Origin of the sequence: Pseudoalteromonas sp. JSTW (assembly GCF_013423925.1) — a bacterium.
GTDB lineage: Bacteria > Pseudomonadota > Gammaproteobacteria > Enterobacterales > Alteromonadaceae > Pseudoalteromonas > Pseudoalteromonas lipolytica.
Genome location: NZ_CP058972.1, coordinates 254,596 through 280,658, shown reverse-complemented (window position 1 = coordinate 280,658; position 26,063 = coordinate 254,596). Strand labels below are relative to the sequence as shown.

Here is a 26,063-nt window from a genome sequence, read left to right as displayed (position 1 = left end):
CTCCTTATAGTACTTCTGGTGCTAGTGAAACGATTTTCATGAACTTTTCAGTACGAAGTTCACGAGTCACAGGGCCGAAGATACGAGTACCAATTGGCTGTAAGTTATCATTTAAGATAACAGCCGCATTGCTATCGAAACGGATCAAAGAACCGTCCGGACGACGAACGCCTTTTTTAGTACGCACAACTACTGCGTTTTTAACATCACCTTTCTTCACTTTACCGCGAGGAATCGCTTCTTTTACAGAAACTTTGATGATATCGCCAACCGCTGCATAGCGACGGTGCGAACCGCCAAGGACTTTAATACACTGCACTTTGCGAGCGCCGCTGTTATCAGCAACGTCCAGCTGAGTTTGCATTTGGATCATGTTAATGACCTCCGGTGTAGATATTACAACACGCCTTAATTTTGTTTAAAATCAAGACATTTCGGTTAAATTCCACTCAAAAAACACACGAGTTGTCTCTTAAGGGCGGGCAATTGTATCAGCAATAGCAATGAAGTGGTAGGTTATTTTTTAATTAATTTATAATAAAGGGTCGCTATATCAAGGTGGGCTTACAACCGTTTACTGGTTTGTTATTGATTATAAAACAAACAGGGCGCCGATGCGCCCTGCTTTAAGGATTAAATTAAATTTTTATTAATTTCCAAATAAGCCTTTAAGCTTATCTTTTATTTTATCTTTCGCTTTTTCTTTCACTTCTTCTTTGGCCGCATCACTCACATCGAGGCTATAACCCACATCATGGAATGGGCCTTTAATACGCAGTGGAATTTTAAAGCCTGTGCTGTCATCTGTGGTACCTTGCCCTTCAATTGAATCAACGATGCCTGTCACGAGACGATAATCAACGTTGGTCATCGGTAAATCCACCTTACCAGCCCCCGAAATACGAATAAGCGGGCTTAATAATGACAAGTCACGGTTTTCACCCACCCCATTAGTGAAATTAAAGCTGCCTGTTAACGCTGAGAAATCTGTTTGCTCAGAGTTATCGAAGCCTGTATCGAGACCTTCTGATACGGCCCCTAAGTTACCTTTGATTAGCTCTTTTGCTTTACGGACCATTTCAGCAATGTTTGCGCCTTTAACTGCCCCATCTGCAAATTCAAATGCTAATTTACCATTCAACGCATTAATAAAGCTTTTCTGGCTTTGACCCGTTGTCGTTAAATTCCAGTTTAATGAACCTTTACCCATTAACTTATCAAAACCTGCTGCGTCAGTTAATAATGGCTGCGCATCGATTTTATCTAAAGCGAAGTTCGTTGAGATTGCATAAGGAGCTTGCTTTGCATTGAGTGTAATAACACCTTTACCATTGCCCTCATAAGCAACAAATTTGTCTAGGCTTACTTTCGCTACAGCATTTTTAAGGTTTACAGTGAATTGGTTCTCACCGAGTGTGATCTTCTTGGCTTTTAGACCACTTGAGCGAACAACTACACTCGCATCCAAGGCATTTAAACCACTTAAATCAATTTTAGTATCATCCCATACGATAGGCTGAGCGGGTGCATCTTCTGCAGGTAAAGGTTGTGCCTCTTTTGCAACGCCTTCTGGAAGGTACGGATTTAAGTCGAGCATGCCTAAATCAATATCCGCATTGACCGCTAAGCGATTACCAAGGTTAATGTCGCTTTTACCTTTGATTTGTAATTCATCTAATGTTGCCAAAAGCTCTGTTAGTTTGAATGTGTCACCTTGTAGATGCATGGCCCCTTTAACATTAAAGGCATTAAAAGCATTGTCTTTGGCATTTAAGTCCACACCTTGCCAATTAGCAATATTTTTAACCGAATCACCGCTGATAGACAATTGACCTTGTACATCTTGACCCATTTCAGCAATCGCACCTTTAAAAGTCATATCTACCAAACGTGAATCAACCTCTGTACTGACATTAAAAGTCGCTCCTTCAATCACTTTCACGGGTGTATCAAGGGTTACATCAAGTTCAAAGCGCTCCCCCATATAGGTAATCCCGCCTTTAAGCTCTAATGTTTTACGCAGTGATGGGAGTAAAATAGCCAGCTCTAAGTCACTAATCTGTTGTTTTGCGCCCGTTTTACCATCTAGATACGTGAAGGTTCCGCCATAAATTGCCACTTCACCTAACTGAATATCAAAGTTATCAGGCAAATTTACAGCTCCTGAGCTCTTTTGTTGCTCAGTCTCTGGTTGTTCGGCTACGCCATCAAACAACTGCCAGTTAGCTTTGCCATTTTTATCAGTTTCTAACAAAATTGTTGGCTCGTTGATAACGAACTTATCAAGTTTAAACTCACCACCGAAAAGCGACATCCAGGGAATATGAATGGCCAACTGTTGCATGCTTGCCATGTCTTTTTGTGAACCCGTTTGCATATTAGCAAAATGCACATCATTCAGTTCAAGCTTCAACGAAGGGAAAACCGACAGTTTTTTATCACCGTTAATGGTGAGGCTTCGACCCGTCGTTTGTTCAACTTGCTGCGAGACTTTGTTAAAGATTGCATCAGTTGGGATAAGAAACGGTGCGGCGATTACTAAGGCAATTAGTAATACGAATATGACACCAATAATCTTTAGTAAGGTTTTCATAATCATCCTTAAAAATGGGCAAACATTGTTCATATCATAGCGGGTGTTAAGCCGAAAATCATTGCTAAACAAATAAAAAGGCTATTCAGCAAGCTTAGGTAGACAAATATGAATCGTCGCTGAAATATTTTGAAACCTTTAGGTTACATTAAATAGTTGACTAGATGATACCCAAAGGTTACATCGATACCTAGAGGTTACAATTAAAATTAAAAGGAAGATTTATGTCAAAGCAAGATATCCAAACGGAAGAGAAATTTATGAGCCAAAATGCATGGTTTTCAGTGTTTATGGGGATCACTCTACTCATTATCAGTGTTTACCCTGCGCTTAATCAAACATCGGCCCCCTTGTTGTTTTTAGGCAGTGCTGCTTTTCTGGGATCATTCTGTATGTTTGTGATAAGAGGTGGATTTACATGGAAAATGAAATATCGCCTTACTTATAAAGATGAGTTTTTAAATACGATTGACACCATTGCCTATAAACATGTTGTACTTGGTTTACTCTTTAGTATGGGTGCGGTGTATTTATTGTCTGATGAGTTAGCTTTAGATGTTTCTCATAGCATGATGGCTACCTTTTACTTGGCTGAAATGAGTTTAATATATGGCATCTCAATTCTTTGGCAAAGTAGAGACTAGGAGCAATAGTGCAAAATCATATTGCAAAATATCGCAAAGCCGCAGGGCTTTCGCAACAAGAGCTAGCCGATGCTATCGCTGTTTCACGTAAAACAATTAGTACGGTCGAAACGTCTCGCTTTACGCCTTCAGTGATCATTGCATTAAAGATAGCCCGGCAGTTTAATACAACTGTCGAGCAATTATTTTCACTAGACGAAGCAGATTAACGCCTTTAAATGCAATCTTGTGCAGATTTAACTTATCAAGATTGCATCCCCTGTATTCTTCGGTATGATGCACGCCCCTGTTGCTGTTAGCTTATTTAAGCTAAAATAAAGTGACTAAAAAATATATCAAACTGGAGAGTCTACAAGGCATGAAGAAACTGCTTATTTCACCGTCAAAAATGGCGCTTAGCGAGCAAGAAAGTCAAATTTATCAAAATATTCTCAAGCAATCTTCAGAGCTAAGCCTCAACCTAATGGCCGTGAAAGTAGACAACCACCCAGAAGACTTTTTAGGTTGGTGCTATGAGCTACTCAGTGCAAGCCGCGATCGTATTAACTATGATTTATTAGAAGATAAGCAGTTACCGACATTAAAAAAACTTCACGACTTACTGATCTCTGCCATTAGCTTCTTGCAATTGAAAACGCTGCGCGTTGCACCTTGGCCTGTCGTTACAGGCTTTATTGAGCAACATAGAGAGCTCATTGCGCTTGATGAGCAATTACGTTTAGCAAACTACATTGGCGCAATTAAATCACAAACTTTAAAAGAAATGATTCCAGAAGACCGCTTGGCTTTTGCAGGCAAACACACGGCTTCTCTTGACCCAAGTAGCTATAACTTTGATGTTGAATGGTTTGCTTCAACCAAAAGCGCCAAAGGGTTCCATCAAATGCTGAGCGACCTGCCTGCGGCTTTTGACGAAGCCCTAGCGCACATTCCCCTAGAAGGCGATGTGACACAAGAACACTATCAACATTTTATGGTTGCTTACTTTATGGCCTTTACAGGCAGCGAAGAGAAACCAACGCTTGCGCCTGCAACGCGCTTATTAGCAATGCGCCGCCCTGATGTATTTACGCCTATTACAAATAGTAAGCTTGATGCGCTTTGCGCTTCGTTGGGAGTTCCTAAATTAAACAACCGTGATTTTGAACGTTATTGGCAAGACGTGGTTACTGCAATTCATAGCATGCCTTGGTTCAAAATGGCCAGTGCAGCAAATGAGCTTGAGCAATCTTTAGTTGAAATCAAAGCCCTATTACCGAGCTTCTTCTATTATGCAGATAAGAGCACCGCAGATAACTCTAATTATATTAAGTTGTTAAACAAGCCTAAGAGTACAACGAGCTCAGCAGGTAAAAAGACGGTGCGTCGCGGCAAAGAGTCTGCTGAGATTTTAGTAGACCGCGCGCTTGCAAGTGACGATATCCCCGAGCATATAAAAGCAAAACGAGACTCTATCGTCAGCGAAGTTGAAAAAGGACGTAGCGTTGAAGAAACAATCAGCCTAATGCGTGCCATTTTTGGCTAAGTCTCTATCAAACAAGAAAAACCTGGTTGCTTCGCGATTGTGCAACCGGGTTATTTTTTGCACCACAGGTGTGCGCATGAACAATTCAAATAAATCTAAACTTTAAAAAATAACACGCTTAAAAGGCTGTTTTTAAAGCAGTTAAACATAAAATATCCCTTTCAGAATTAACTTGGCACAACCAGTGCTACATCGTATCCAGACAACACATAAAAACTGTCCTCAAATAATAACCAGACTGCAATCTGAAATGGGGCAAATCAACATAACAACAGGATACGAGAAACATGCTAAAACTAAAAAAAACGGTCGTAGCAAGCGCCATTGCGCTATTAACTTTGAGCTCAACATATAGTTATGCAGAAGTAACAGCAAACGCTGCGGCTACTTCAAACTATTTATGGCGTGGTCAAGAGCAAACTGGGGGTGATGCTGCAATTCAGGGCGGTATTGATTACGCAAGTGAATCTGGCTTTTACGCAGGTACTTGGGTATCGAATGCCAGCTGGGCTGACGACATGACTTACGAGCTAGACCTTTATGCAGGTTTTGGCGGTGATATCAATGAAACATTTAGCTACGATGTTGGCTACATTTATTATGCTTACCCTGATGCAGCATCTTATACTGACGCTGACTTTTCAGAGATCTACGGTAGCATCAGCATGGGTAGTTTCACTTTTGGTGCTGCAATCCTTGCTACATCAGCAGCCAGCGGTGACGGTACAGATTTTGGAGATTCTTTATACTTAAATGCTGACTATAGCTTCCCAGTTGGCAGTACCGGTGCAGAAATGGCTCTTCATCTGGGTCATTACTCAGGCGATTTCATTGGTGATGATAATATCATTGACTACGGTGTTTCTGTGTCAAAAGACGGCTTTACATTTGGCGTGTCTGACACAGACATTGATGGCTCTGATGTAAAAGTGTATGTCGCTTACGCAGTTGACTTTACGCTTTAAAAAAGAATGTGTTACTTGCTGCAACACGAAGGGCCGAAAGGCCCTTTTCTCGTTAAAGCGCACTTTAAAATTATGGCACACTGTGGCCTGTAGAGCCTTGCCAAATACGATACCATTGCTCACGATTCATCGTGAATTCTTTCGCTGCGACGGCTGATTTAACCCGGGCAATGTTGCCTGTACCCAATACTACCGATGGCAAACTTGGGTGCATGAGTAACCAAGTATACACAACTTGATCGATAGAGCTGGCTCCAATTTCGTTGCCAACTTGCTCCAACACCGCACGCAAACGCACTGCTTTTTCATCGTCATTTGAAAATAAACGCCCGCCCGCTAAAGGTGACCAAAGCATGGGTTTAATATCAAGTAATTGGCATTGATCCAAAGTCCCATCATCAAGCACTTTCATCTCATAAGGCGAAAACTCTATTTGATTCGTGACTAAATCAAAGTCTAAACGGGACTGCAGTAAGCTGAGTTGTGACGGCGTGAAGTTTGAAACACCAAAGTCAATAACATCACCATTTGCTTTTAAAGTATTGAATGCTTCAGCTACTTCTTCTGCATTCATTAAATAATCAGGGCGATGGATCAGTAACACATCTAATCGGTCGGTATTAAAGTGTTTAAGCGATTGCTGAGCGGATGCGATGATATGGGCTGCACTCGAGTCATAATGATTCGCTTTGCCTTGCAAGCCTAAACTGGGAAATGCGGGTTTAATTCCACATTTAGTGATTATTTTTATTTCATCACGAATACTCGGCTTTAGTTGTAACGCTTTACCAAATTCAGCTTCGCAGCCGTATTCACCATAAATATCAGCATGGTCAGTGTGTGTAACCCCTACTTCAATGGCTTGCTCTAAAAAGCTTAAGCATTGCTGTGGTGATATTTGCCAATCTAGCAAGCGCCAAAATCCCAGTACTAATTCATCAATACAACGCACATTGTTATTCACTATATATACCTACTTAATCTTGATTATTACACCTATCTTACTATTTAAAGAATAACACAATTTCCCTATTCACAACTGTTAACATATAGTTACAAGTCAGACTTCTAATTAATAATAAATCAGGGTATTTTAGTACCTAAAAATAAATGTTACTTAACAAGGAATAATAATGAAATCGTCGAATGCAGTGACAGCACTAGTTGATATTTTTATCAGCCCAAGCAAAGCGTTTAATGGAGTGAAGGAGGCAAAAGGCTGGTCTTTTGTTGCTTTCATATTACTTGCAGGCATGCTCGCGGCAAGTATGCTCGCTTTTTATAACAAAGCAGATCCTCAGTTTTTAATCGATCAGCAAGTCGCTGCAGCCAGTGTTGATGCCACAATTGCTGAGCAAAAAATGATCCGTCAAAGCATGGAGCAAACGCTTGATATGCAGGTATGGTTTGCGCTCTTTGGTGGTATTATTGGCTTAGCTGTTATTAATGCATTGATGGCGGGTTACTACCTATTTGTATCAAAGCAAGATCCAGAGGCTAACTATAGTTACGGTGCGTGGTATGGGTTTGGCGTGTGGACCATGATGCCAATGGTTATTTCAAGCTTGGGTATATTGATCCTCGTTTTAACTGCCAGCAACAACCAGCTTTCACCAACCCTCTTTAATTATGCCTCAATCAATCAATTGCTCATCGGCCTTGAGGTCGGTCATCCTTTTTATACCATGCTTGAAAGCCTAAACATTTTCTCTATCTGGGGCATTGTACTAGCGGCAGTCGGTTTAAAGTGTTGGACTAACTTCAACTTTAATAAAGCACTCCTGTTTGCTGCCCTACCCAGTATCGCGATCTACGGTATTTGGACAGTTATTGCAATCATCTAGCTATCAAATGAGCGGCATTGCCGCTCTTACTCCCACAAGGAAGTAACATGAAAAAAGCCATCATTATTAGCCTTGCTATCACGGCATTTGCAGCATTACTCATATCTAAGCAAATAACAAACAGCAAAAAAGTGCCTGAAATGCATGTAGCAAACGTTGAACAAGGTAGTATTGCTGATTCAATTTTGGCCTCTGGTAATCTGGTATTTAACACCCAAGTACAGTTACGCTCAGAAGTCACTGGGCGGGTTGCGAAGGTATTTGTTGAAGAAGGTGAAAGTGTCACCGAAGGCGATATTTTAATGCGCCTTGATACCACTGCATTTGAATCTGAGGTGGCGCGAAACAAAGCGGTGTTGCGTGCAACCGAGATTGATATTAAACACAGCGAAACACGCCTGAAAAATATTGAGCGACAATTAAGTCGACAAAAAGAGCTCTATGAAGTCGGGCTTGCAGGCCAAGAAGTGTATGAAAACCTACAAAACGCGCGTGATTTAGCCGAAATTGATATTGAAGCGAAACGTGAAGCCTATCATCAAGCACAAGCGTCGTTGCTGATTGCCGAAGACCGTTTAAATAAAAGTGTGTTTCGCGCACCCATGAGTGGGCTACTCGCTTCTGTCAACATTAAAGAAGGTGAGACCGTGATAGCCGGTACGACAAACATTATTGGTTCAGACCTAATGCTAGTCGCCGACCCCAGTGCAATTTTAGCGGAGTTACGGGTTGATGAAACTGATATTGCTGGCATAAAGTTAAATCAACATGCCGACATTTATGCCGCAGCCTACCCTAATCAACCCTTTACAGGAAAAGTCATAAACATTGGCACTTCAGCAAAAAACCAACCAGGTTCGCAAGGGCTATCGTTTAAAGTCAAAGTGCTGCTTGATGCCACTGAGCGTCAACTTTATGCTGGTATGAGTTGCCGAGCTGAAATTGCCACAAGCATTACCGAAAATGGTTTAAAACTCCCCATTGAAGCAATTCAAAAGGAAGACGATACCTACTTTGTATGGAAGCTAAACGCCGATAACACCGTCACTAAATCGCCTGTTAAGGTGGGAATTTCATCAGATATAGAGCAAGCGATAACACAGGGTGTAACGGTGGGTGAACGCATTGTGATTGGTCCTGCAAGACCGCTTAGTTCATTAAAAGATGGCGATACCGTGGCAATTAAAGACAGCCTTGTAAAAGGGGCATCCTGATGTCTGTGGTAATCAAACTGACTAATATTAATAAACAGTACAAAATGGGCGAGCAAGTTTTCAAAGCCCTGGATGACATCAATATCGAAATTGCACAAAATGAGTATGTTGCCATCATCGGCCCATCGGGTTCAGGTAAATCAACCTTAATGAATTTGCTTGGCTGTTTAGATACCCCAACCAGTGGTGATTACTATTTAAAAGATAAGTTAGTTAAACAAATGAGTGAAACTGAGCTTGCTCATCAACGCAATGAAAGCATGGGTTTCATATTTCAAAGTTTTAACTTATTACCCCGCGCTTCCGCACTGGAAAATGTTATGCAGCCGCTCGTTTATCGTTTTATCCCCGCGAAAGAACGCAAAAAAAAAGCGCTTGAGTCATTACAGCGTGTTGGCCTTGGCGATAAAGTGAACCATTTATCTAGCCAGCTATCTGGCGGTCAACGACAACGTGTAGCCATTGCCCGCGCGCTCGTAACCAAGCCACACATTCTACTTGGTGATGAGCCAACCGGTAACTTAGATAGCAAAACGACCACCGAGATCATGGCCCTATTTGATGAATTACATAACGAAGGCCACACCATTATTTTAGTGACTCACGAGCAAGATATTGCCGACCATTGTCAACGCGTTATTCGACTCGTCGATGGGAAAGTGGTGAGCGACACTCGTAAAGGTGAAGGAGCAAGGCTGCATGTTTAGATCTGCTATTGCAATAATGGAAGGAAGTAAAGCGGCACTCATGGCAATTAAAGCCAATGCCATGCGCAGTGCCCTCACCTGTTTAGGGATCATCATTGGGGTCGCTGCGGTTGTCACTGTGGTGGCCGTTATGCAGGGTTTTACCAAACAAATTAATGACCAACTCGCTGATATGTCTCCAGATGTAACTAATATAAAGCCCTATACCAGTGTTGAAAAAGAAATGGTGGGACAGCAAGCCAAGCTTACTTATAGCGACTTCTTAACCTTAAAGGCGCGAATAAAAGAGGCTGAAACCTTCACTGCATTAATGTTTACATGGCGATTTTCTGGCGCTGCTGAATATGGCAACAAAAGCCACTCGTCACGAGTGATGGGCACCGAACAAGATTATCAAAGAGCCTACCGTACCTACCCTGAATTAGGCCGATTTATTCGCGCAGAAGATGACGAAAAGCGCCGTCGCGTTGCTTTTATTGGTCCATCGATAATTGAAAAGCTTAACTTACCCGACAACCCCGTTGGCGAGTACATTAAACTGGGCGGTGAGTGGTTTCGCATTATTGGTGTTGCTGAAAAGCAAGGGAGCTTACTTGGCTTTGATCAAGACGATTATATTAATATTCCGATCAGCACCATGAGTGCCCTCGAAGGGGGTAGCGTTGATACGAATGTACAAATGATGTTCCGCTTAAAAGACGACGCTAACGAAGCACAAGTGTTGGCTAAAATTCGTCGAATTCTCAGACAGCTTCATAAATTAAAAGACGGTGATGAAGACGACTTTGAATTTGAGACCGCGGAAAAAGTCCGTGCTAATGTTGATAAATTTACAGGTAGCGCAACTGCCATTACCGCTGGAATTGTAGGTATAAGCCTAGTCGTCGGTGGAATTGGTGTGATGAATATCATGCTGGTTTCGGTAACGGAACGTACCCGCGTTATCGGCACCTTAAAAGCCTTAGGGGCAACACCTGGTTTTATCATGCTGCAATTTCTAGTTGAAGCTGTCGTGCTATCGCTGTTTGGCGGCTTAATTGGTTTAGCGATTGGTTATGGCGCTGCCGCACTGATTTCAATATTAGTGCCGAGCATGCCAGAAGCCTACATACCGGGTTGGGCGATTATGCTGTCGTTTGGCTTTACTTCATTGATTGGTATTGTGTTTGGTTTAGCGCCCGCTATTAAGGCTGCGCGTTTAAACCCAATTGATGCGCTGCGTTATGAGTAAAACATCGCAGTGTTAATATGTGATTGAGTACCAGAAAAGCATCTCTTTTTTAGCATGCTTACTTTGAACTAAACTTAAGTTGTCTTCAACTAAGGGTTAGGTCAGCAATTTAGGGGCATTATGGCATCGTATCTGCACTTATTGTTTTTGAGTTTATTATCTTGGAACAGTCTTTCAAGTGAGCCACTTTCCGATGAACAACAAGGGATCACAAAAACGGCGGCTAATTTAGCTGGCTGCCAGCAACAATTAGCACAAAGCCGTCTGCAAACTTATGCGGGACACTATATATTGCCATATCAATTTGAACTGCTCAGTTGGAATATTTATAAAGCCCAAATTGACGGCTTACTCAACGACTTAAACACGCTCAATGAAAGTGCAGATATTGTCTTATTACAAGAAGCCATTAAAGACTCAACCCTTACCAATCTAAAGCCTTATTGGCGTTTTGCCAAAGGCTATAAAAGTGGTAACGTGCAATCTGGTGTCATGACCTTAAGCCGCTGGCCAGCTACCGTACACTGTACATTAACGCATGTAGAACCGTGGCTGCGCAGCCCAAAAGCGACCAATATCGTTGAATATGCCTTACCAAATCAACAGTTATTACTCAGTGTTAACCTACACGGTATAAACTTTACCTTTGGCATTAGCGACTTAAAACAGCAACTCGATGATGCCGCAGACATTATGCGCCATCACACCGGCCCCATTATATTTGCTGGCGACCTCAACACCTGGAGTGATGAAAGACAACAACTCGTCACACAGACACTCAATAATCTTGGTTTACATGAAGCCATCTATTTAGACGATAAACGCACCAAAGCATTTGGATTAGCACTTGACCAAGTGTGGGTACGTGGTGTCAAAATAGAAACAACGGTTGTGCCTGAGCTTGAAAGTTCAGATCACAATCCCATAATTGCAACCCTCACGATAGAGCAAGAAGCACAATGAAAGTAATGATCAAAGGATATTGGCTACTGAGCCTGATGTTACTATCTGTTAGTCAATTAAGTTATGCCAACACTGCAGAGCAAGAGATTAATCATTTAATAGATTTTGTGGCGCAGAGCGATGCTATTTTTATTCGCAACGGGACCGAACATTCAAGTAAAGATGCCGCCGAGCACTTGGCGATGAAATACAGTAAAGCAACTCGTTACGCTAAAACCGCCGAAAAGTTTATAGAGAATCTCGCCAGTAAAAGTTCATGGAGCGGTAAGCCCTATAAAGTCAGACTTAGCAATGGCACGTTACTTACATCAAAAGACTGGTTAAGTAATGAGTTAGAAGACTACCGCCGAAACCTGCATACACAACTATAATGTGATGACATCATTAACAGATAAGAAGCGAAAAGCCATGCAAGAACACAAAAATAAGCCACTTAATGATTTTATTGAATACCCTCACGACGAAATGCTCAAGCGTGCAGAAGAATTTTTAGCCGTGAGTCAGCGACGACACAGTATTCGCAGTTTTAGTGACCGCCCAGTCCCAAAAGAAATAATTGCAACCTGTATTAAAGCCGCAGGTACTGCACCGAGTGGCGCAAACCATCAACCTTGGCACTTTGTTGCGATACACAGTCATGACGTTAAAAAACAAATTCGTGATGCGGCAGAAAAACTGGAACGCTCCTTTTACGAAGGCCGTGCTGGCGAAGAATGGCTGAACGCTCTAAAACCACTTGGCACCGATGCCAGTAAACCCTACCTTGAGCATGCCCCTTGGCTTATTGCTGTATTCAGTCAAAAGAAAGGCGGTATTACATCCGATGACAAAAACACCAACTATTATGTGCATGAATCTGTCGGCCTTGCCACAGGCTTTTTGATTCAAGCCCTGCACAGAGCAGGACTTGCCACACTAACGCATACGCCAAAACCAATGAGCTTTTTAACCGAGATTTGTGGTCGAGATAAAGATAACGAACGCCCTTATATGCTCCTTATCGCAGGCTACCCGAGTGCTGATGCAACCCTGCCTGAGCATGCCTTAGTGAAAAAGCCACTGGACGAGATAGCAACCTTTATTTGATTGACAAGATAAAAGTGCGCTCACTTTTTTATAATAAAAACACACTCACAAAGTTAACATCATAAGATTAAATCAAAGCAAGGAGCTACGATGAAACTATTCTTTTTTTATTTTTTACTTTTGACTCTTATAAGTAACACTGTAAGTGCTATTGAAAAAGATATTACTCTGCATTTATGTGAAAACTGCAGTTATAACGAAGCTAAGTATTATGCAAATCAAGAGTCACCACACATGCGTTGTGAGTCATCGAATCCAAAGCACGAAATAACTTTAGGAAATGAAGCGTGTTATGCCGACAGTAAAAAAGTAATTATTGCAGACACACAAAGCGATAACCACTTTGTTTTTTTGATTAGTTATAAAAACCAAGGCCTACCGGCTTTGAACCTTGAGAAATATAGTCAAAATATCTCACCAGCAAGTAATGATTTATCAGTTATAAACAAAGTCAAAATAACTGATAAAAACTTTTCTACTTTTATAAAAGAAGCTCAAGCGCAAATTAAGCAGCAACCTGTAAGCAGCTCTTCCGACACCACGAATAACTTCATGTCAATAAGCGAAACTAACTCTGAGACATGTCCTTCACACATAAAAAGCGCAGTTAATGCTGCATATGGCGGAAAAACAGCTTCAGAATTACAAACGAAGTTAAATCATAAAGTTTATCGAGATTTTAAAAACCCAGAATCTGCCTTCATGACAGATAAAATGGATTCAACGGGATTTTCGCTGTTTGCTTTAGGGTTTTCATATCAAGGTAGCTGGAAAAAAGTATCACGCAACTTCAATACCATAGTTGATTTACCTACCCACTCTGATGTACCTGACAGCACAGGTTATAAAGTGGTTTTTAATGTAAAGTGGATTAAAGAATTCAGGGGATTAGATGTCGAATTAAATCCATTATTTACGAAGTTCGAAGGATATACACTCTCTCTGCTAACTAAAGGGGGAGTGAAGGAGATCTCTTCTTGCCTGGAAGAAGCACTGGATCAAAATTTATCTCATTCATCTAAAACTCCCATAGGCAGTGGCAGCAGCCACTCACCTATTTTTGGAGGAAGTTCAGGAGGTTGGGATAATCATTTATGTGAAAAACACTATCATGACATTCAAGGCGAAAAAATAGCGACGGTTAAAGTCCCATGCTAAATATAAACTGGTTACATTAATAATCGACAGCCAGCACATCACCAGGGTTTAAGCCTGCAACGATGTGCTGCTTATTACCCACCATTTCGCCTAAGCGTACGTAGCGACGCACAATATGACCGCCTTCTTTCACATACACCATACTTAATTGACCATATTGATGCACCCAGCTTGGGTCAATCAATACGCCTTTGGCAGTGACCAATGGTAAACGTAATTGCGCATACAATCCCGGCATTAACCCTATTTGAGCCTGCGTTTCTAAGCGGATTTCCATACTGCGGGCTGCGCTATCAGCTACGGGAACAATTTCGGTTACCGTTGCGCTCATAGATGTCGATAATGCTGGAAGCGTTACTGTTAATGTTTGCCCGACAGCCAACTTAATAGCTTGCTGTTCTCTGACATTAAACGCCAATTGCAATTGTTGTGGGTTATAAAGCGCAAGTAACGGTTTGCCCGGAGTGGCGGTATCACCCGGTTCAGCAAATCGCTCTACGACCACACCTGAAATAGGCGCTTTAATTTTTGTAAAACTCAATGCCACTTGCGCTTGAGTTTGCTGCTGCTTAGCAATAGCTAGATTTGCGCTTAAATTATCAAACCTTGCTTTCGCATCATCATAATCACTGACTGACACTAAACCTTGTTTGAAAAGGTCATTAACTCGCTTGAGCTGCTTTTCAGCTTGGATAAGCGAGGCATTAATAGCATTAATTTGTGCGTCACTTTGAGCAAGCTGTGCTTTAAAATCGTCTTGTTGCAAGGTAATTAATACATCACCTTGGCGCACAGTGTCACCAGCACGCACATTTAAACGTTCAACTTGCGCCATAACGCGCGATGATATTTGGGTATTTTGCTTAGCAATAACGGTCCCTGGCACAATTTCATCACGTGCAATATCAGCCAATGTCACAGTCAGTAACTGACCTGTGTACTCACTCGCCGCGGGATTTTTTATGCCTGGGGCTTGTTTATCAGAAAAGCTACCAGCCATGTAAAGTACCGCAACAATAATGACCATTAACGCGATAATTGAACCAATAAGTTTCGATTTACCCTGCATGAGCGTGTTCCTCTTTGGCTGCATCCTTTGCAAACACTAAATAATAAACCAGTGGCACAACAAACAATGAGAACAGTGTTGATGCCACAATACCAAAAATAATCGCAATCGCTAGGCCACTGAACACAGGGTCTAAAGTGATTACCAAGTTACCTAATAAAGTGGTGCCTGCGGTCAGTAAAACAGGCCGCATACGCACAGTACCCGCTGCAATAAGTGCTTCTTTAATAGCCATACCTTGCCCGCGCGCTTGATTAATAAACTCAACTAAAATAAGTGAGTTACGCACAACTATCCCCGCAAGCGCAATCATGCCTATCATGGCCGTTGCAGTGAACAGCACAGGCTCAGGGGCGCCAGCAATACTGCGCTCACCAAATTGATTCAATAACCAAAAACCCGGCATGATACCAATGACCGTCAAGGGAATAGCCGACATAATAATCAGTGACAAACTGGCAGAGTGTGTTTGAATACGCAGAATGATAAAAATGGCCGTTAATGCAAACGCAAACGCAATCCCCATGTCACGGAATACATCAATCGTTATGCGCCATTCACCTTCACCACTGAAAGTGACCTCTGTCCCCGCAGGTAATTGCCATGACGCGGTGCCACCGTTACTAAAAAAATGCCTGCTTTGCCAATCACTTTGCTTGAACGCATTACTGCTAACAGCTAAATCTGCATTAACATCGGCAATTACCTCAGCGGGTGTCCGGCCATTGAGTTCAGCCATGACGTAAACCACATTTCGCTGATCTTTACGCATAATCGGTTTTGCAACATCGTGATATTTAAATGCCCCTAACTCAGATAATGCCACCAGCGGACGTGGCGCACTTTGCAGCCCAAACTCATCGCTGGTTTTTGCAAGCTCTCTGTCGCCACGAACTTGCAATGCGAGTAACTGAGCAAATTGGTTACGATCTTGATATGGTAGCTGCAATTTAATAGCGACAGGGTTAGTTTCTCCACTAACATACAGCACACCGACATTTTGGCCGTGCGAGGCAATCGCTAAAGCGTGTGCGATATCTTGGGTTGAAACAGCCGATAACGACGCTTTGGTTTTATCTGTTATGAAGCGTTGTAATGGCGCATTAGCAGCCATACTGGTATCAACTTCGACTACATGCGGTTCTTGTTTAAGTCTATTTGCAACAGCAGCTGCAGCCTGATGGTGCGTGTGTGTATCAACAAATGGATCACTGTATACTTCGGCCACCAAGGTGCTTAGGACAGGAGGCCCTGGCGGTACTTCAACCACTTTTAGCACAATACCCTCGGTTGCCAGAGGGGCTAATGCAGCACGTAAGCGCATAACCACACCATGAGATTGATGGTCACGCTCGGTTTTATCAAGTAGTAATACTCTAAGCTCAGCAAGGTTTGCGGCTTCTCTTCGGTAATACCCACGGACCATACCATTAAAGTCCATGCTTGATGGCTGGCCAACATACGCTGCGGCTTCGCTCACTTCATTTAATTGCCAAGTGACCGATTGTACTTTTCGGGTAAAAGCGGCTGTTTGCTCAAGACTGGTGCCTTCTGGCATATCGATTAAGACTTGGAGTTCGTTTTTATTATCAAACGGCAGCAACTTTAAAGGGACAGCGCGCATTACTGGCAACATGGCACTGGCGATAAACAACCCTAAGGTGGTCCATAGTACTAGTTTTGCACGGCCTTTAGATTCAAGTAATGGCGACAAAATACGCTCATATAAACTATGAGGGTTGGCCTCTAATTGCATGTTGTCATCAACGGGGGCTTTGAGTAATTTCATGGCCAGCCATGGCGTCACAAAAAACGCCACCATAGTTGAAACCATTACACTAACAGGCACATTGAATGCCATAGGTGCCATGTAAGGGCCCATCATGCCAGTAATAAACGCAAGCGGAATGAATGCCACCATAATGGTTAGAGTCGACATAAATAGAGCCACTCTAATTTCACTCATGGCATCAACAATGTTTTGTTTTTTATCACCTTTTTTAGTGATAAAACGGCTGATATTGTCGATTCCTGTAATAGGGTCATCAACAAGTAAGCCCAGAGATAAAATCAGTGCAAACAGGGTTACTCGGTTAATGGTATACCCAAATGCGAAGTCGAGCGCTAAAGTAATACCGTAGCAAATAGGCACCGCAAGACCGACCACAATAGCAGGCCGCCAGCCTAAAAACACGCCAACAAAAATAACCACTGTAAATACTGCAAACACCAAACTAGAAGTGAGGTTATTCACTTTTTCATTGGCAGTTCGGCCATAGTCACGCAGTACCGTGTAGCCAACTTCATCAGGCAATAATGTCACCGATAGCTGGTTCATCACATCATGCACTTGATTCGCAACAGCCACCGCATTTGTGCCTGCTTGCTTGGCAACACTAATCGTCACTAATGGCAGTTGCTGCTCAGTATCTGATTGAGCAAGCCATTGATAACTTTGGGCTTCGCTGGGGCCATCGGCGACAGTCGCCACATCATTCAAATAAACACTTTTACCATTTACTACGTTAACAACGAGGTGTTCAATTGCCGACTGAGTACGTAATACATCCCCCACTTGCAAAGCAATGTGCTGTTTACCATCTACAACACTGCCAACATTAACCAGCTGGTTAGACACCTTGAGGGCATAATATACGTCGTTTAAAGTGGTTTGGTGTGCCGCTAATGCGCTGGCATCAAGGTCGATAGTGAGCTGCCGAGTTCGACCTGCTATCACTTTGACTTCGCTGGTATTTTCAATGCGCTGTAAGCTTGTGGCAATTTCATTCGCAAAACGCGTTAACTGGTAGTCATCATAGAGTTTTGGGTCTTTGCTGAATAACCCAAGCATCACAATTGGCACATCATTCACCTCCACGGGGCGAATTTGCCACGATGTAATCACTGACGCCATAGTGTGCTGGTAACTGTAAAGCTTGGCATACGTATCGAGTATCGCTTTTTCGCGATCATGGCCTACTTCAAAGCGCAATGTAACCACGGCATTATTACTGTGTGTCGTCGAGTAGATGTGTTCAACACCGGTTAATTGCGCTAATAGCTTTTCTAATGGTTCTGTCACTAACCGAGCGACTTCTGGGGCTTCAACATTCGGGGCAGCAACATAAATATCGAGCATGGGCACCACTATTTGTGGTTCCTCTTCGCGTGGTGTTTGCTTTAGCGCCATGAGACCAAGCAGTATCGCCATTATAAAAATAATGACTGGAATTCGCCCACTTAAGCTATTTTTTACGGCATTATCGATAGCATTCATCCCTTAACTACCTTTACAAAATAAACCATGAAGTGTTTCTAAAATAGCCATCACACTTTTATCAACGACACGATAGTAAATTGTTTGGCTTTCACGACGAGTCGCCACAATTTCAGCTTTTCTGAGTGCAGCTAAATGCTGAGACAAAGCAGACTGTGCCAGAGGAACCGCTTCATTAAGCTCACTGACACTCAGTTCTCCCTCTTGCAATGAGCATAGAATCATCAAGCGATTTTTATTCGCTAAGATCTTTAATATTTGCTCTGCTTGTTCAACATTGTCGGCCATTGCCGCAAAATCGATGTTCATAATCACACCACTCTATATTCTTAAATACCCGTAAAGTATAGATAGATATATTAGAAAAGTCTAATATTAGAATTTACTAATGTAGATTTTTCTAATATATTAATTACATCACCCTTTGTTATTGAGGTTTAATTATGAAACTAAATGACGCGCTCCGCCTTATTGCTGGTGTAATGATCTGTATTTCATTGTTGCTCCAACAGTTTCACAATCCTATGTGGATTTGGTTTACGGTATTTATTGCTCTAAACTTAATTCAATCGGCATTCACTAAGTGGTGTCCTATGATCACCCTATTACGCAAACTTGGCATGGAGGATTAGTATGCTAACCCCAATTCCTGACCTAATGAAAATTGTTGCCCCTAATCAGCGCCGCATTAGTGCAGAGCAAGCAAAACAAGAATTAAGCGAAAATCATGGTTTATTGATTGATGTACGTGAGCCCGCCGAGCATGCCACAAAAGCCGCAACAGGTGCGATTAATATCCCGCGCGGTGTGCTTGAAATGAAACTAATGGAAATTGAAAAAGACCCTGCTCGGCCAATCTATTTGCACTGTGCAAGTAGCGCCCGGGCCACACTCAGTGCTGAAGCACTAACCCGCGTAGGTTACGAAAATGTCACAGTAATTACGTGTAATGCTGAACAAATCTGCCACGTTTTTTAGCTTCACAGAACAGTAACACTGGTCGGATAAGCTCTTACTTTTCTTTTAACAGGTACAGAGCAATGACATTTACACGAAGACATTTTTTAAAAGCATCGGCGGCCGGATTTGGGGTCGCCGTTTTATCTTTAGGTTTAACGGGCTGCACTTTAGACGACGATGAAGATGTCAGCACCCATGTCAGTTTTGACCATGGCGTTGCAAGTGGTGACCCACTGGCCGATAGCCTTATAATTTGGACCCGCGTTACGCCTCTTGATACCGCAACCTCCAGTATTAAAGTCAAGTGGCAAGCATCTACCGATGCTAATTTTGACACGATTAGCCACGATGGCGAGACCGACGTAACAGCGGCAACTGATTTCACCTTAAAAGTTGATCTACAAGGATTAACTGCAAACACCACCTATTATTTCCGCTTTATAAGTAATGGCAAAACATCACCTATTGGGAAAGGTAAAACACTCCCTACGGGCACCATTGAACAAGTAAAATTTGCAGTTGTGTCATGTGCCAACTACCCCGCAGGCTTTTTCCATGTGTATGGTGAAATAGCTAAGCAAACCGATTTAGATGCGGTACTGCATTTGGGTGATTACATTTACGAATACGGTAATAACGGCTATGCCACAGAGGATGCAGCCTTACTTGGACGCTTACTGCCCAATGATAACAGTGAAGAAATTATTTCGCTTACTGATTACCGCAAACGCTATGCCCATTACCGTACAGATAAAGACTTACAAGCCGCACACGGTAATTGCGCATTTATAACGGTGTGGGACGACCACGAAATTACCAACGACACGTGGAAAAATGGTGCTGAAAACCATAACGAAGGAGAAGGCGATTTTACCGAACGTAAGCTGCACGCCTTACAAGCCTATTTTGAATGGATGCCAATACGCAATGTCGCCGATAAAGAACGAATTTATCGCCGTTTTGAATTTGGTAATTTAGTGTCATTGCACATGCTCGATACGCGTGTTTTAGCCCGTGATGAACAACTAAACTATGCCGACTTTGATTTAACAAGTGCACAAGGACAAAGCGATTTTGCCGCTGCAATCAGTTCACCATCGAGAGCCCTATTAGGAAACGAGCAACTCACTTGGCTTACCGACGGGTTAAGTACGGCAACAACACAATGGCAAGTACTGGGTCAGCAAGTATTAATGACTAAAATGCACTTACCTTTTGAAATACTGCAACTGTTAATGTCAATTCAAATAGCACAAGCCGGAGGCAATGATCCCAGTGAGTTACTTGCAAAAGCCAATGTATTATTCAGCGAACTTGCGCAAATTAAAGGACGCATTTTAGCGGGGGATCCAAGTGTGACAGCACAAGAACGAGCACGGGTAGAAACAACAGCACCTTATAACCTAGATGCATGGGATGGTTATGCTTACGAGAGAGAAGTGATACTTGGCACGGCAATCACTGCAGAGAAAAACCTCGTGGTCCTCGCTGGCGACACTCACAATGCATGGGCAGGCCAACTCGTTACCGATGCGAGTAATCCGTTTGCAGCGTCACTCACTGCCGGCGTTGAGTTTGCAACGTCTTCTGTATCATCACCTGGCCTTGAAAACTATTTGGCACTCAACAGCCAATCAGCCGAAACAGTTGCACAGATGGAACAAGTGATCGCATTACTGGTTAATGACTTGGCCTATAATAACCTAGTTGAACGCGGTTATTTAACAGTCACTTTCACCGAACAGCAAGCGCATGCAGAATGGCAATTTGTAAGCAGTATTAAAACGGCCAGTTACACCATGCTCAATGATCGCAAAAAAGCCTTTACGCTAAAAGCTGGCAGCACAACGTTGCAATCTGTTTAACGCTTTTCATCTAATAGCGTAACTAACATTTGCTCAATGTTTTTTACGCTATAGGTCAGTGAACGCAAAAGCGCTAACTGGCTATCCTCAGATTGTGGCTCAGCCTTAGCGCTTGTTTGGCTTATTTCATCCTTTTGCTTTAGGATGGCTTCACGAAATTCAGCAGCATCAATCACGCCGAGTAAAGACACCAAAGCCCCCTGACCAGATTGCCCAGCCGTTTCGAAGCTGAGTCGGTACAAACCAAACTGGCGCATTAAAGGCCCTTGGCTTAATGCCACATCAGTGATTTTTTCAAGCGGTATTGATTTTTCTTCTTTGAAGAACACACCTCGTTTAACCACCAGTTTTCGCGTTAATAGCTGTGCCGACATAGCGGCTAGAATACGCCCTGCCACCAGCCAAATAATAAGAGCAACAATAGGGATAAAAGGAATACCTATCATACTAATCACACAGGTAAACATACCCAGCAATAACCAATACTGTTTTACTTTAGGATTAAAGCGGGCGCTCAATATACTTGTCTCTGACATCACAGTCTCCTTTATAGGTGATTTATGACCATAAACAATCTTCAGCTCTGCTTCAATAAAAATAAAAAAAGCCGAGCAAAGCCCGGCTTAAGGGTACTGCAGGGAAAGCTATTCCACAGCTTCAACCATTACTGTTAGTTTATTCAGATCAGGTCCTTGCACTGTAAAACGATAGTTACCCGCCTGTGTAATACTCAATGAGATATTGGCGCCGACAGCTTCTAACGAGGCCGCTTCGCCAAGAACAGCGAGTGGCGACTCACCACTACCACCTAAATTCACTGTGTTCCAGTCACTAGACGCAACTTTGAATTCATAGTCGTCAACATCGAGTGCTATTGTCGTACTATATGTAGCATCGCCTGCATAGGTTAATAGGTTAACTGGATCCCAATTGTTCATACTTCCACGCAGATAAACAGGGGTTTCACCAAACATTTCTGCGTTAAACACGGTCATGAGTGGCTCTTCAAGGTTGCTAGCATCAAATACAAACTGATATTGGCCATCCCTTGCAATGTCGATAGTCATGTTTGTACCTTTCACTGCAAGCAGTTTCTCAGTTCCTACGGTAACAACCGCACTGCTTTCACCTGAACCATAATCCACCGTTTTCCAATCTTCAGAGGCTACTTTGAACTCATAGCTGCCAGCTATTAATTGCTTAGTGAAGGTGTAAACGCCTTTACCTTGATACATCAATTCGTCACTGGTACTCCAATCATTTAAATTACCACGTACATAGATTGAAGTACCCACAAATGGCTCCTCGTTATACACTTTAAGCACTGGGTTCTCGATGTCGGTTGCATCAAATGAGAACACATAGATAGCGTCCATTGCTGCAGTAAAGGTCATATTGGCACCACTGCGTGCAAGTGGCTCGTCTTCACCTTCAATCACTTCAGCAACATCTGCAGAAAGCGCACCAAAATCAACCGTAGACCAATCTTCAGATGCCACTTTAAACTCATAGCTACCTGCTGTAAGTGGGATGGCAATTTTATATTCGCCATTACCTACATAGTCAAAGCCGTTTGCCGTACCCCAATCGTTTAATGAGCCACGAACATAAACGGTTGTACTACCGAATGGCACGATATCTGGTGCACCCACAGTAGCATTAGCACTTAGACCTTCACCTTGCGTAACACCTTGTGGTTTCACAAACACAGCAATCGTGTAAGCAGGAACTGTAAAAGTCCCCTCTCCCTCACCTGTCATAAAGCTTGCTGCTGACATACTTGAATCAACACTCGCTTTTAAAACAGGATGTAACTCAAAACCGTAGGCAGTAGATATCGTATGCGATAAGCTTTGCTCGGTTCCATTCATAATCACTACAATCGCATCATACTGGCTATCAAGGTCCGTCAAACCAACGCCATCATCAATGCTCATAACCACTAAACCTTGCTGTTGACGTTTTCCAATATTATGGAAACCTACGCGGTCTAAAATGTCTTGTTCCGTGGTTAGGCTAAATAACGGGCTGCTACTGCGAATTGATAAGAACTCAGTAAATACATTACTTGCATATTCAATGTCGCTTGCCATCGCTTGCGCATTGGTATTTGCTGAAATTGGTGCGATTTCGCCCCATTTAGCTTGGTTATCTTGTGCCGGTGGTAAACCGACATTCCAGTTATTAGTTTCTTTACTGAAATCAACAAAATTGAACCAATCGCCAGAATCATAGCTATTACGATCCATTGATTTAGAACGCAACATATCCGCACCCATTTGCATAAATGGAATACCTTGGCTCATTAATGGCATCGCTAGAGCCATATTGTGAATACGCACACGCTCTTCAATATTAAGGTTATTGCCGTGTTTATATTGCAGCTGATCCCACAATGTTTCGTTATCATGCTTAGAGACATAGTTAATACTATCAGCAGGGTCCAGTGCATAGGCTGCAGGCTGCGTATTCCAACTAAAGCTACTGCCTTTTGCTGAATTGCCTTTAAAGTCTTTAAGAATGTAGTTTTGTAAGTTACCGGCAAGCGATAAGCGAAGCGTATCTTGCTCGGCTAAGTTGCCATCTGTCGCACTATTACTAAAGAAAGCACCACCACGAATTGCTTCACGAATTCGGTCATTAAATGTACCGACTTCTGTGCCAGCCATATCTATTTGCTTAGCTTGCACAAACAATCGATTATCAGCTACTTCCTCAAAGTTCCAACCTTCACCGTAGAAATAGGTATCAGGGTCAACCGCTTGCACTGCACTAAGAGCCGTCATAATTGACGCTTTTGGCATATGCCCCATCACATCAAAGCGGAAGCTATCGTAACCAAAATCACGAGCTAGAATCACCATAGAGTCAGCAACAAACTTATCCATCATGACATGTTCTGTTGCTGTATTTTCACAACAAGTTGAGCGTTCGATATCACCGGATATTTCGTTATATCTGTGGTAATAACCTGGTACCAGTTTATCGAAGACTGATTTATCCCAGACACCTGATGACGTGGTGTGGTTATAAACAACATCAAGCACGACACGTAAACCAATTTCTTGTAAAGACTGAATCATCGCACGCGTTTCTTTAACTCGTGCTATACCTTCAGGCGATGAAGCGTAAGAGCCTTCTGGGGCAATAAAGTGATGCGGATCATAACCCCAGTTAAAACTATCAACACCACGCATTGCATTGGCAAGTGCTTGTGCGTCATCAGACCCCGGTAGGTATGAAGCCATTAGGTCAATAATCAATGCGTTCTTATCTTCGGTTTTACATGCATCGGCATCATCGTTAATGCGTGTACATAAATCACCTAACGTTGCTGTAATATCTACACGTTGGCTCGCATCTTCGTCAATAGTGCCAATATCTGTCAGTGGCAGTAAGTGGAAATGTGTTAAGCCATTATCAGCTAGCTTTTTAAGATGTCGCATTGGCGCACTATCAAGCTCAGTAAACGCAAGATACTTACCACGGTTTGCTTCACTTACCGTTTCATCGCGAACACTAAAGTCACGTACATGGCCTTCGTAAATCACCGCTTGTTCGGGGTAATCAATGGTTGGTACAACACGATCATCCCAGCCACTCGGTTTAGTATCGTCATCATCAAGATTAATTAGTTGGCTGTATAAACCATTAGTTGAAACATTTAAAGAGTAAGGATCTGTGCTCCATAAACGTTCAATTTGCTTGGTAGTAGGATGATAAACATCAAACATAAAACGGTAGTAATGGCGATCGTGACTGATATCGACATTACTAGACCAAATACCCGTTGTGCTATCAAAGGTCATAGCAAGTTGTTCAAGCTCAGTTTTATTAGCATCGTAAAGCGCTAATTTCATATTGCTTGCAGTAGGCGCCCATACCGAGATATCAATGCCATTATTGGCGTAATGCACACCTAGTTGTGCTTCATTGGCATCACTTTCACCGCTGGTGTACAAGTCATCGAGAGCTTTAGCGGTTTGCACATAAGTTGCTTCAATTAGCTTGCCATCAGCATCATAGCCTGCCACAACCAACTGGTGTTTAATCAGCTCTTTTGCAGCGGCTGCATCCCAGCTACCTTGGTAAGCATTCCATGCAGCAAGGTGTGGCACTTTAGCTACTTGCTCATCGTTCAAAGACGTCGATGTTAGTTCAACCACTTGACCATTTAACTCACCAGTATCTTCATCGACAGCTAAATCTGCACTGCTTGAAGCGTGCAATTTAATAATACTCGTAAGCTCATTGCTTGGTTTATAAATCACCGTTGAAAGATCAATCCAATGCGCAGACGCACCAGAAATACTCACCGGACGCTCACCTAAGCTAACAATTGGGTATTCAAATACTGATGGTTCACCATGAATGGTAAAGTTCATACGTTGGAACTTTTCATCGTCTTGCATCAATGGCATTTTTAAATCGACATCACCAAACGCTTTGCCTGAACCTTCAGTACCAATATGTACAATGAAGTTGGCACACTCGTTGTAGCCGTCTTTGAGTTTTACAATCCAGTACGCGCCATAGTTCGGATCGATACCATCGTACTCATGACCATTTGCCCAATCCGTCGCATCAAACGGTGCTGCATATGCATCACACACATCATTATTCCACGTGTGCAAACGATACCCTTCATAAGCATCATCACTGGTACGGTTATAGAACAAAATGGCTTCGTCATCCGCTGGAAAAACCACAGGATCAGGCAGTGTTGGATCAGCCCCAACTACACAGCTCTCATTATTTTCATCAGGCACAGTTGGGGCCGGACAATTAATCGGGGGTGGATCAACACATTCAGTACCCGCTGCATTGGGGATCTGTGGTACGCTGCAGGTCAATAAAACTTGCCCTGAATCAATATCATTACTAGCTCCACCACCACATGCAGCTAGCAACGCTATGCTACAGGTAATGAGTAAGCGGTTAAAATCAGCTATTATTTTCATA

The 26,063-nt window shown here is 42.6% G+C and carries 23 protein-coding genes; 15 read left to right on the top strand and 8 right to left on the bottom strand.

Annotated elements, in window-relative coordinates; genetic code table 11:
* Positions 1-4: 4 nt before the first annotated feature.
* Entirely contained in the window at positions 5-373 is a 369-nt protein-coding gene (gene rplN / locus GZH31_RS01335) for a 50S ribosomal protein L14 (protein WP_010378257.1), read from the bottom strand.
* A gap of 276 nt (positions 374-649) precedes the next feature.
* A complete protein-coding gene (locus GZH31_RS01330; protein WP_180311319.1) occupies positions 650-2,593 on the bottom strand; it encodes an AsmA family protein in 1,944 nt (647 codons plus the stop codon).
* 224 nt (positions 2,594-2,817) lie between these two features.
* Here GZH31_RS01330 and GZH31_RS01325 point away from each other — a divergent pair, with 224 nt between their 5' ends.
* The 4 genes from GZH31_RS01325 to GZH31_RS01310 all read left to right on the top strand — a co-directional run bounded on the left by GZH31_RS01325 (position 2,818) and on the right by GZH31_RS01310 (position 5,727).
* Positions 2,818-3,237 carry a hypothetical protein gene (locus GZH31_RS01325; protein WP_036974036.1) on the top strand — a complete coding sequence of 140 codons (420 nt, stop codon included), beginning with the start codon at positions 2,818-2,820 and terminating at the stop codon, positions 3,235-3,237.
* An 8-nt stretch (positions 3,238-3,245) separates the two neighbouring features.
* Positions 3,246-3,446: a helix-turn-helix transcriptional regulator gene (locus GZH31_RS01320; RefSeq protein WP_036974038.1), complete on the top strand. Its 201-nt coding sequence runs from the start codon at positions 3,246-3,248 to the stop codon at positions 3,444-3,446.
* 149 nt (positions 3,447-3,595) lie between these two features.
* On the top strand, positions 3,596-4,762 hold the full coding sequence (locus tag GZH31_RS01315) for a hypothetical protein (RefSeq protein ID WP_180311318.1): 1,167 nt from the start codon (positions 3,596-3,598) through the stop codon (positions 4,760-4,762).
* Positions 4,763-5,049: 287 nt separating this feature from the next.
* Positions 5,050-5,727 carry a TorF family putative porin gene (locus tag GZH31_RS01310; protein WP_036974042.1) on the top strand — a complete coding sequence of 226 codons (678 nt, stop codon included), beginning with the start codon at positions 5,050-5,052 and terminating at the stop codon, positions 5,725-5,727.
* Positions 5,728-5,797: 70 nt separating this feature from the next.
* Here the strand turns inward: GZH31_RS01310 and GZH31_RS01305 are convergent, their stop codons facing one another.
* The gene (locus tag GZH31_RS01305) at positions 5,798-6,691 is read right to left on the bottom strand and encodes an aldo/keto reductase family oxidoreductase (protein ID WP_180311317.1); all 894 of its coding nucleotides are present in this window, start codon (positions 6,689-6,691) and stop codon (positions 5,798-5,800) included.
* Positions 6,692-6,860: 169 nt separating this feature from the next.
* Here GZH31_RS01305 and GZH31_RS01300 point away from each other — a divergent pair, with 169 nt between their 5' ends.
* The 8 genes from GZH31_RS01300 to GZH31_RS01265 all read left to right on the top strand — a co-directional run bounded on the left by GZH31_RS01300 (position 6,861) and on the right by GZH31_RS01265 (position 13,930).
* Complete coding sequence (locus tag GZH31_RS01300) at positions 6,861-7,571, top strand: YIP1 family protein (RefSeq protein WP_074989828.1); 711 nt, start codon at positions 6,861-6,863, stop codon at positions 7,569-7,571.
* 47 nt (positions 7,572-7,618) lie between these two features.
* Complete coding sequence (locus GZH31_RS01295; protein ID WP_180311316.1) at positions 7,619-8,785, top strand: efflux RND transporter periplasmic adaptor subunit; 1,167 nt, start codon at positions 7,619-7,621, stop codon at positions 8,783-8,785.
* Positions 8,785-9,492 (top strand): ABC transporter ATP-binding protein, encoded by a 708-nt coding sequence (locus tag GZH31_RS01290; RefSeq protein WP_180311315.1) that lies wholly within the window; start codon positions 8,785-8,787, stop codon positions 9,490-9,492. The genes GZH31_RS01295 and GZH31_RS01290 overlap by 1 nt, the downstream gene beginning before the upstream one ends.
* Positions 9,485-10,723, top strand: coding sequence for an ABC transporter permease (locus tag GZH31_RS01285; protein WP_036974052.1), 1,239 nt, complete (start codon positions 9,485-9,487; stop codon positions 10,721-10,723). The genes GZH31_RS01290 and GZH31_RS01285 overlap by 8 nt, the downstream gene beginning before the upstream one ends.
* Positions 10,724-10,843: 120 nt before the next feature.
* Positions 10,844-11,686 (top strand): endonuclease/exonuclease/phosphatase family protein, encoded by an 843-nt coding sequence (locus GZH31_RS01280; protein ID WP_036974054.1) that lies wholly within the window; start codon positions 10,844-10,846, stop codon positions 11,684-11,686.
* Positions 11,683-12,057, top strand: a complete 375-nt coding sequence (locus GZH31_RS01275) for a DUF5329 domain-containing protein (protein WP_036974056.1) — start codon at positions 11,683-11,685, stop codon at positions 12,055-12,057. Before GZH31_RS01280 ends, GZH31_RS01275 begins: the two co-directional genes overlap by 4 nt.
* Positions 12,058-12,094: 37 nt before the next feature.
* A complete protein-coding gene (locus GZH31_RS01270; RefSeq protein ID WP_036974058.1) occupies positions 12,095-12,772 on the top strand; it encodes a nitroreductase family protein in 678 nt (225 codons plus the stop codon).
* 90 nt (positions 12,773-12,862) lie between these two features.
* Positions 12,863-13,930 (top strand): hypothetical protein, encoded by a 1,068-nt coding sequence (locus tag GZH31_RS01265; protein WP_036974060.1) that lies wholly within the window; start codon positions 12,863-12,865, stop codon positions 13,928-13,930.
* A 16-nt stretch (positions 13,931-13,946) separates the two neighbouring features.
* Here the strand turns inward: GZH31_RS01265 and GZH31_RS01260 are convergent, their stop codons facing one another.
* The 3 genes from GZH31_RS01260 to GZH31_RS01250 are packed head-to-tail and all read right to left on the bottom strand — an operon-like array spanning position 13,947 to position 18,585.
* Positions 13,947-14,999, bottom strand: coding sequence for an efflux RND transporter periplasmic adaptor subunit (locus GZH31_RS01260; RefSeq protein ID WP_036974062.1), 1,053 nt, complete (start codon positions 14,997-14,999; stop codon positions 13,947-13,949).
* Positions 14,989-18,276, bottom strand: coding sequence for an efflux RND transporter permease subunit (locus tag GZH31_RS01255; protein ID WP_180311314.1), 3,288 nt, complete (start codon positions 18,274-18,276; stop codon positions 14,989-14,991). The genes GZH31_RS01260 and GZH31_RS01255 overlap by 11 nt, the downstream gene beginning before the upstream one ends.
* A gap of 3 nt (positions 18,277-18,279) precedes the next feature.
* Positions 18,280-18,585 (bottom strand): metalloregulator ArsR/SmtB family transcription factor, encoded by a 306-nt coding sequence (locus tag GZH31_RS01250; protein WP_036974065.1) that lies wholly within the window; start codon positions 18,583-18,585, stop codon positions 18,280-18,282.
* Positions 18,586-18,719: 134 nt separating this feature from the next.
* On the opposite strand from GZH31_RS01250, the gene GZH31_RS01245 reads away from it, so the two are divergent.
* From GZH31_RS01245 to GZH31_RS01235, 3 genes are all read left to right on the top strand, one after another.
* On the top strand, positions 18,720-18,908 hold the full coding sequence (locus GZH31_RS01245; RefSeq protein ID WP_036974067.1) for a DUF2892 domain-containing protein: 189 nt from the start codon (positions 18,720-18,722) through the stop codon (positions 18,906-18,908).
* 1 nt (position 18,909) lies between these two features.
* The gene (locus GZH31_RS01240; RefSeq protein ID WP_036974070.1) at positions 18,910-19,254 is read left to right on the top strand and encodes a rhodanese-like domain-containing protein; all 345 of its coding nucleotides are present in this window, start codon (positions 18,910-18,912) and stop codon (positions 19,252-19,254) included.
* A gap of 62 nt (positions 19,255-19,316) precedes the next feature.
* Positions 19,317-21,101 (top strand): alkaline phosphatase, encoded by a 1,785-nt coding sequence (locus GZH31_RS01235; protein WP_036974073.1) that lies wholly within the window; start codon positions 19,317-19,319, stop codon positions 21,099-21,101.
* On the opposite strand, the gene GZH31_RS01230 is transcribed toward GZH31_RS01235, so the two are convergent.
* Positions 21,098-21,637 carry a PH domain-containing protein gene (locus tag GZH31_RS01230; RefSeq protein ID WP_036974075.1) on the bottom strand — a complete coding sequence of 180 codons (540 nt, stop codon included), beginning with the start codon at positions 21,635-21,637 and terminating at the stop codon, positions 21,098-21,100. The genes GZH31_RS01235 and GZH31_RS01230 overlap by 4 nt on opposite strands.
* 108 nt (positions 21,638-21,745) lie before the next feature.
* Complete coding sequence (locus tag GZH31_RS01225) at positions 21,746-26,062, bottom strand: alpha-1,6-glucosidase domain-containing protein (protein ID WP_180311313.1); 4,317 nt, start codon at positions 26,060-26,062, stop codon at positions 21,746-21,748.
* Between the last annotated feature and the right edge of the window lies 1 nt (position 26,063).